Origin of the sequence: Sphaerochaeta sp. S2 (genome assembly GCF_016406725.1) — a bacterium.
GTDB lineage: Bacteria > Spirochaetota > Spirochaetia > Sphaerochaetales > Sphaerochaetaceae > Sphaerochaeta.
Genome location: NZ_JAEKNT010000552.1, coordinates 1 through 7,056 on the forward strand (window position 1 = coordinate 1; position 7,056 = coordinate 7,056).

8 protein-coding genes and 1 pseudogene are annotated in these 7,056 nt (G+C 45.5%); 2 read left to right on the forward strand and 7 right to left on the reverse strand.

The window, feature by feature from the left end; genetic code table 11:
- The coding region (locus JF818_RS16235) for a hypothetical protein (RefSeq protein WP_198893082.1) at window positions 1–188 on the forward strand (188 nt) is incomplete at its 5' end.
- 82 nt (window positions 189–270) lie between these two features.
- Here JF818_RS16235 and JF818_RS16240 read toward each other — a convergent pair.
- The 3 genes from JF818_RS16240 to JF818_RS16250 are packed head-to-tail and all read right to left on the reverse strand — an operon-like array spanning window position 271 to window position 2,579.
- Window positions 271–516 carry a hypothetical protein gene (locus JF818_RS16240; protein ID WP_198893083.1) on the reverse strand — a complete coding sequence of 82 codons (246 nt, stop codon included), beginning with the start codon at window positions 514–516 and terminating at the stop codon, window positions 271–273.
- 21 nt (window positions 517–537) lie between these two features.
- Window positions 538–1,350 (reverse strand): ExeA family protein, encoded by an 813-nt coding sequence (locus tag JF818_RS16245; protein WP_198893084.1) that lies wholly within the window; start codon window positions 1,348–1,350, stop codon window positions 538–540.
- Entirely contained in the window at window positions 1,347–2,579 is a 1,233-nt protein-coding gene (locus JF818_RS16250) for a DDE-type integrase/transposase/recombinase (protein ID WP_198893085.1), read from the reverse strand. Before JF818_RS16250 ends, JF818_RS16245 begins: the two co-directional genes overlap by 4 nt.
- Before the next feature lie 113 nt (window positions 2,580–2,692).
- Here JF818_RS16250 and JF818_RS16255 point away from each other — a divergent pair, with 113 nt between their 5' ends.
- On the forward strand, window positions 2,693–2,929 hold the full coding sequence (locus tag JF818_RS16255) for a hypothetical protein (protein WP_198893086.1): 237 nt from the start codon (window positions 2,693–2,695) through the stop codon (window positions 2,927–2,929).
- A gap of 18 nt (window positions 2,930–2,947) precedes the next feature.
- Here JF818_RS16255 and JF818_RS16775 read toward each other — a convergent pair.
- From JF818_RS16775 to JF818_RS16270, 4 genes and pseudogenes are all read right to left on the reverse strand, one after another.
- Window positions 2,948–3,106: pseudogene (locus tag JF818_RS16775) on the reverse strand (DUF6431 domain-containing protein); the annotation flags it as partial.
- 356 nt (window positions 3,107–3,462) lie between these two features.
- Window positions 3,463–4,524 carry a PD-(D/E)XK nuclease family protein gene (locus JF818_RS16260; RefSeq protein WP_198893087.1) on the reverse strand — a complete coding sequence of 354 codons (1,062 nt, stop codon included), beginning with the start codon at window positions 4,522–4,524 and terminating at the stop codon, window positions 3,463–3,465.
- Window positions 4,525–4,754: 230 nt separating this feature from the next.
- On the reverse strand, window positions 4,755–6,194 hold the full coding sequence (locus JF818_RS16265) for a hypothetical protein (RefSeq protein WP_198893088.1): 1,440 nt from the start codon (window positions 6,192–6,194) through the stop codon (window positions 4,755–4,757).
- 237 nt (window positions 6,195–6,431) lie between these two features.
- Window positions 6,432–6,923, reverse strand: a complete 492-nt coding sequence (locus tag JF818_RS16270; RefSeq protein ID WP_198893089.1) for a transposase — start codon at window positions 6,921–6,923, stop codon at window positions 6,432–6,434.
- Between the last annotated feature and the right edge of the window lie 133 nt (window positions 6,924–7,056).

Sequence of the window (7,056 nt, forward strand, 5' to 3'; positions counted from 1 at the left end):
AGCTTGTAGTAGCCGTGCAGCGTCTCCTCGGCCTCCAGCCACAGACCAAGCAGGAACCCCGAGGCGTCATCGATGCAGACATGCAGGGTGCACTTTCCCAGTCCCTTGATCCAGACGTAGGAGGATGCATCCATCTCCAGGTGTTGAACGGCACATTATTTTATAGTGAAGTTTGCACGAACCGTTAGAGTAATTGGTTGCATGGTAGATTAGAGAAACAAAGTCAATAAAAGGCCTCCGAAGAGGCCTGATAAAATCAGATTGTTAGCACTAGAAAGCAGGGTCTTCCTCAATTCCAACCCTCATGCACACCTCAAAGCAATACTCAAGATCCTCCTTGAATACTGCCTGTTTACGCATCCTGTCACTTGCAATCTCGCAAATCCCACGGTGAACAAGTTCATTACGTACGTGTCCCCGGTACAAATCGATAACCTGCAAGTAGTAGTCTTCTGTAAACCTGTCATGATGGACGACGGGAGGCGTCTTCTGGTCATTCTTTTTTTGCGAATCCATGGTTGTTCCTCCTTTACCTGCTCATTCCCACCAATTCCTGGTCACTTTCCTGATGATGTCCGCAGTTATGAGTTGCACGCTTTGTTCCATGCCATGCTTCAGGGCAAGCAGACACACCGAATTGATGTTCCTGGGTATCCCTGCAGAGACCTGGCTCACCGCTATCAGTGCAGGCTTGTCAAAAATCTCGGAACCTCTTCCCCCGATGACCTTCAGGTGATGATCAATATACCCGAAGCACTCATCCTGCGAGAGACTGCGGAGGTTGTATCCATCAAGAATCCGGCTCATCAATGGACGGGCCTGCGGGTTGCGTAGTTTCTCGAACAATCCTTCCTGCCCGCACATGACAATGGGTATCACACTCGTCCTTGCCAGACTCTGTTGGCTCAGGAGATGCAGTTGGGCGAAGAAATCCCCGGTGAAAAGATGGCATTCATCCAGGAACAACACAGGCCGCTTGCCATCATTGTAGATGAGGTCCAGTGCCTCATGGATCTGTCTGAGCATCGTGGAAGGCTGGTTTGTCCTGGTGAAGATGCCCAATGATGCCATGAATTGCCTGAGCACCTCGATGAAGCTCCATTGGCCTCCCACCAGGTCAATGACCTGGTAGCTCTTGCCGGGTAGCTGATGCAGGGAATAGCGCAAGGAAGTTGACTTGCCTGCCCCCACATCCCCTATGATGGTGAAATACATGCTGTTCTGGATGGCGAACTGGATCTTGTTGCTTATATCCACCATGGAAGAGAGCAGGTACATCTGGTTGGGTTTCAGTTCAGCAGAGAACGGCATCTGCTTGAACCCGTAGAAGGTACGGATGTCAGTGTTCATTGCTGCACCCCCTTCATCCTGTGGGCTCGTGAGTTTGCATGAAAGTCGACCGGCCTGAGCAATCCGAGGCTCTCACCGTCATAGAATGCCTCAACGTCACTGATGGTGTTGTAACGCAATTCCAGCTTCCTTCCTGAATAACCCAGGGGAACCTCAAGCAGTACCGAGTCCAGGCTTACCGTCCTTGCCTTGCTCACCGTACGGTACACCCGTTTCCTGAACAGCCTGGGAAGGTCCGGCGGGGCCGGCCTGACCGCCTCAATCTCGCCCAGGTAGCACTGGATCGGTGACATCCCGATACCGGCGTGGTACCTGCCGTTGTACTCATCAAGATATTCCAGCCAACGCTGGTTCAGCTCATACAGCTCCAGGGGATTGTCCCCCAGGGTGGGCAGGAATTGCATGCGTACCGTGGAAAAATATCTTTCCACCTTCGCCTTCCCTGTTGGTGTGTAGGGCCTTGAGTGTGTGAAATTCACCTCAAGGGCTGCACAGCCGAGCTTTATCCGCTCATCCCTCATGGCCGCACCATTGTCGGTGTGGCACTGGCGGGGCAGTCCCCTTGCATTGAATGCACCCCAGAGACAATCCAGCAGGCTCTCGCTTGTCTCGTCACGGTAGAAACGGGCATAGGGAACAAGCCGGCTCTTGTCGTCTATGATTGCAAACAGCTTGGAAACAACCAGCCTTCGTTCCTTTCCCTGCCCCACATACACCTTCGGGCCCACCATTGCATCCAGGTACCAGACCTGGTTTACATGCTCCATCTCAAGGCGGCGCATGTCCTTGTCGCCGGGGACCTTCCCCTTGGCCCTCTGGTTGCGGAAGATCCGGTAGATGAGGGTCATGTCAACCACCTCCGAGGGCAGGAAGATGCCTTGTTTCTCGGCCATCCTCACCAAGGTGGTGATCTTGCATTCGGGATGTTGCTGGCGGAATACCAGCAGTGCCTGTTCGGTCTCGCTGCTGATTCTCCTGCGGCAGCCCTTGTCCGAACGGTCCTTGGGATACAGGTCCTCGATGTTCCTGTTCCTGCGGTAGGCATTCAGCCAGTTGTAAATCGTCGGCATGCTCACCGTCTTCTTGCCGGAGAACGGTATGTCGTGCTCCCTCTCGCAAATCTGGTTCGCCAGGCGTGTGATGTCCCCATGCTTCAACCGATCGTCGAGCAGAGGGAAGATGAGTCCGAAGCGGAACAGTGCTACCTGTTCCTTTTTGCTTGCATCCATGGGTTGGTACCTCCTGAAAGTTTGGTACCACCAGCCTAGGGGATACCCCTTGGGACATATAGATACAAACGTTGGTGGGCAGGCCGCTGCAAATGGATTCCCATCAATGAGGGATGCCTTTCTTGCACGATGATTACCGATGGAGGGGAGCTTATGCATCCCCCGAGCCTGGCCCTGAGCATGTGAAACACCTTCCCATGGTCGGGGAAGTCCGTATCCACCCTGCTCCTGTGGGAATAACTTCTCCACCATGTCCTCTGCAAGTAGCCGGACACCCCAAGGACCGTGTTGAAATGGTCTTTCTGGAGCTTGTAGTCCAACAGGAGGCAAATGGTCTCGAGACTGAATAACTTGAATGCATGGACCCAGCTGGGCAAAAGGGTGAAAGTCTTCCCACAGCAAGGGCAAAACTTCCGGTGGATCCATACCTGCATACTGCTCAGTGACTGGTCTATGAAATAGCGTTTTCTCCACCCATGACCATGGAGCAGGTGATTACAGAAGATGCAATGGAAGATGCCCAGCATCTTGGATTCTGGGTGTTCCTTGCCGTCAACCACTTGCAATTGAGCCAGTTCAATGGCAATCTCTAAGAGCATTATTGCAACTTGGAGGGGGTCCTACTTTCCACGGGAGGCCCTCTCCTTTTCCTTTATAGGAGAATGTGCAACTAATGTACCATGCTTATGCAGTCCTTGCTAAAGCAATTTGCAATTTTCTGCTTTCTTCCTGATTAGATAATTTGCCACCTAACACAGCTCATCTTTGGTCTTCCCGGAATTTAATAATCATTGAAGAGCAAACTTATAAATGAGAAGTATGAGGAATCATTTGAGATGAATCCTACCTAAGCCTAGTTACAAAAGAGGATGAAACTGGTTATCTAACTATTCTCCTCTAGCAATTTCTCAATAATTTGAATGATATAATTAGCCACAGTGACGTCGTTTTCTCGGATATCAAACCCTTTGTCAAGTTTTAGCTTATTATATGATTGGAAAGCATATGCTATGTCCCTTGTCTGCAAATATTTCTCAAGATCAAATTCATTCTTATTTTTCCGAGTGAATATAGTAAATCTCCAACCATCCAAATCTATCCGTGCGTCGATAGCAATATTCACATTGTCCAGGTATATATCTGTAACCGCAATATCATAAAATTCAGGCAACCTTCTCCACGCCCATTGTTTAATTTTACCTGTCTGGAATCTTTCAAGAATCTGTGAGTTAACAGCTTCAACAACATGACGAAAGTCATCATGGATTTTCTTAAGTCGTGTGTTAATATCATCGATCTCATTAGTATGCTCTTTTACAAAATTGATAAATTCATAGTCCATGGTATTTCCTCTCTTCAGATTTTCTATATTTGTGATGAAGTCAAACAACAATGATAGGTATTTCTGATTAGACCTGATTATGGCTCCTCCCAATCGAGTCTTTATCTCTAAAAATAGGCTCTCATAATCAATGAAAATGTATTTGCTATGGATTGGAGGAATTTTTGTTAGGCTCAACACAAAAGCAAAGATTATCTTTGGCCCGATACTACTTTTTCTCGCTTTAGCATAGTGTTTATAATAGTCTTCCAAATCATTGTAGAGAGATGCATATATCTTATTCTCAATGATAATGATAAATGATTCCGATTCTATAACTAGGTCGATGAAATTACCTCTAACAGTCTTTACCTCGGTCATTACTTCATAATTCAGATCAAGTCCTTCGGATGTTATCCCTCCACAAGAAAGAAGACTTTGTATGAACAAATCCCCCAAACCATGCTCACGCTTATTATCCAAGAAAAATGCCAAGACATTGGAAGCAACCCGTTCATAATGAGGAAATCCACAAATGGAAAAATAATCCTCATCGGTTCTTTCCTCATGCGGTAGTATTTTTGTGTCAGTTAACAGTCCTTCCAAATCAGCTAAGTCTGTCATTTGATTCACTCCTTTATTAATATGATACAGGCAATACAATTCATATTGATTTGAAATATATGGCAAAGATATGTTTGCCCTAACACATCCACGCCTATAAATACTCAGCAAAAACTACATGCACTCATTTTTAGCTAGGCATTTACATATAAAAATACATATTTCAAGTCATCGTTCACGCTTTCCCATATAAGATCGGTCGCTTTCTTTAAGCTTTTACATGTCTTTCATCACTCCTCAATCTCAAGATTCTCTATCTGAGGAGCTGCAATCACCCCATTCTTTAAGTTCTGGACGATGACATGATAGAAGGTAAGAATTTGCTCCTCGTAAGTCTTGATGAATTTTGTTCGACTTTTAAAAATAGCCAGGCCATAGTTCTTTATATAGTTGACCCTTACTTGCTTTATGCTTGCGTCCTTCTCTTTTCCGAGCTCTTTAATTCTATACTCAAACTCATCATAGTCTTGATAATTGAAGGTTGTATCAGGAATACGACCTTTATAGGCTACCTCTAGGGTTATGTCCTTCTCCATGTTTTTGAACTTATCTGGATTCTTCATCGCACATTTCTTCTCCAGCTGATTTTTCACAAATTTCAACTGGCTATAGGTAGTTGCACCTTCAGGGTTCTTAACAACAACCGAAACACAAATGTTCGTACCATGAATATCTGCTTCTACACGTAAGTTTGATACGACATGCTTGATCTTGAACTCCGATTGCAACTTGAGCGTTTTCAACAGAGTTTGTGTTTCGTCAGTAATACGTTCTTGAAGTGTGGAATACTTTTTCTTCTGGGTATCGATTACATATCCCAAATGCTGACTCAGCTTCAAAGCAATATCTCGCTCCTCCTGAATCCAATTCAGAACTGCCCCAGAGCAATATGAGTCATAAGGATTCACAGTATTCTTCAGCAGTCCATCTATTGCTTTTCCCCACGTTTCGGTTGTAGCAGAAAAATCTCTCACTCCAGATTTGTCATGGTCGAAATATTGAGATACTTCATACATAATGGCTCTTTGGTCCTGGTCATCAATATTTGTCTCATTGTCTTCCCAGAGAATCTTCCCCATTGTATTAATATAGTGCCAAGAAAGATGGAAAAGTTTAAAGCCAGACGGAACCTTAATATCAAGCGGTGAATATGTTGAAGATGTTACAAATTGATTGGAAACAGTAACCATCTTATCTATGCCAACTTCTTGGGCTAGTGACATGTAATGCTCGATTTGGTCGCGATCCAATACGGCACTATTACTCTTCATCTCAAAGAATGCCGCATCACTGATCTTGCCAGCTGTTACTACTAGCAATAGTCCATCGACTCTATCCAGTTCTTTCTTCTCTTTATCTATATGATTGTAGTATAGGGGCAAGAAAGGAAAGGCAACCTCTGTGTAGGCATACAGAGAGCCCCCTTTCTTTAAGTCAATCTCTTTGCTTACCATCTCCCTGAATTCCTTTACCAGAGTCATTGTAGATAAGAAAATTGACGCCAAATTCTTTTCGCACCCATTCTTAGTTGTTTCACCGATTGGAATGAGCCGGGCTCTTTGCCCATATATCTGATCCTTTATTTCCGATGTATTTGCTTGAGTACACGAAACGAGTCTATCCTGGAATTCCTTGAATGTGGTCCCAATTAGCTTGTAGTGTTTTGCCATCTTACCCTCCCAATATTCTTACTTAGCATTCGATGTGTCTGTAGTAGAATATTAAATAAGGGTTTCAAGCTAAAAGTTTTAGGACTTAATGTAATTCCTTATTGTGCAGCAGTCCGTATCGGCACATACCCATATCTTTCCGACAGTAGCATTCATTGAACGAACGTCATACTTTGTAAGTATAGCATGATAATTCATACCCATAGATATGATTTTCAAATTCCCGAAGTTTTGCAATTATGAGAGTGGGGAATCTGTCTCGAACGGATCCTCATCCCCTCCACTCATCAGCTTGCCTTTCCATGAATATTCAATGCTGAACAGATCGAATATGAGCCGCTGAGCCTTCATGGGGACTGTGTGCACATCTTTGTATTTCCCCCAGTAGTGAATCTTCGAGTAGGTATCCACTTTATCCAGGCTCTCACGGTGGTTCCAGTATTTCCGCTGTTTCACGGGGATCAGATTGATTCGTTCCTTCATGGCAGTCAGGATGACCAGTGTGAAGAAATTGATGAAAAGCCTGCCTTTCATCACCTGCTCGGTGTGGACTCTCAATCTGTTGCAGTCGATGATGTTCTTCATGTCGTCGAACAGCAGTTCAATGTCATTTCTCTGCCGGTATGCATACAATGCCTCAGCGGGATCCTTCTCGGCATTGGTGTACAGGACCCAGTACCCGCTCTGCCCGTCGATGAACGACTGGACCTCTTCATCCTTGAGAAGCATTGGAATTGCCGATCAGAAAGCCCGAATTGGCCTTACACTGATGCGGTCAAATTTACCCTTAACGGAAGTCCCCCCATTACGGAAATCCTGGTACCATGCGCCAAAAGCATGGAACTCGGAGGAACTCCAGTAA